The sequence below is a fragment of the Oleiphilus sp. HI0132 genome (assembly GCF_001635845.1).
In genome coordinates, this window is record NZ_LWGJ01000416.1 from 1 (window position 1) to 992 (window position 992).

Below are 992 nucleotides of genomic sequence, written 5' to 3' on the forward strand. Positions count from 1 at the left end.
TGAAAAGTATAAAGTTAGATGACCGTGAGCTGGAAGAGAGTGAATACCTTCTAGATGACGAATCTCTAACGGTAGAATCTGTACCCGCGAAATTTGAGTTGCAGTGTGAAACCTGGATTAAGCCGCAAGATAACAAGCGGTTGGAAGGCTTGTACAAGTCTTCGTCAATGTTTTGTACCCAGTGTGAAGCCGAGGGTTTCAGACGAATTACCTATTACATGGATCGTCCTGACGTACTAACGGTATTTACGACGCGCATCGAAGCTGATAAAGCGCTTTACCCGAACCTGCTTTCCAATGGTAATGCTATTGAGTCGGGAAACTTGGAAGATAATCGTCATTTTGTTACTTGGCACGACCCTCATCCAAAGCCTTGTTACTTGTTTGCTTTGGTGGCAGGTGATTTACATTGCCATGAAGACTCCTTCAAAACCATGTCTGGACGTCAGGTGGCCCTGAAGATCTTTGTTGATCATAAGAATGCAGATAAGTGCGATTACGCACTAGATTGTTTAAAAAGGTCGATGCGCTGGGATGAAGAAGTCTACGGGCGAGAGTACGACCTGGATATATTTATGATTGTCGCGGTGGACGATTTTAATATGGGCGCCATGGAGAATAAAGGTCTGAATATCTTCAATTCATCCTGTGTTTTGGCAAAGCCCGATGCAACAACAGATGCGGGTTATCAGCGCATTGAGGCGATTGTTGCACATGAGTATTTTCACAACTGGTCTGGCAATAGAGTTACTTGCAGAGATTGGTTCCAGCTAAGCCTGAAAGAAGGGTTTACCGTATTTAGGGATTCAGCATTTTCTGCCGATATGAATTCCTCCGTGGTTAAACGTATCGAGGATGTAAATGTTCTGCGAACCGCACAGTTTGCTGAAGATGCAGGCCCGATGTCACACCCGGTTCGTCCGGCTTCCTATATGGAAATTTCAAACTTCTATACCCTGACGGTTTATGAAAAAGGGGCAGAGGTTGTTCGC

At 44.8% G+C, this 992-nt stretch carries 1 protein-coding gene; it reads left to right on the forward strand.

The window, feature by feature from the left end; genetic code table 11:
- A partial coding sequence (locus tag A3766_RS05140; RefSeq protein ID WP_304440928.1) for a M1 family aminopeptidase occupies positions 1-992 on the forward strand: 992 nt, incomplete at both ends.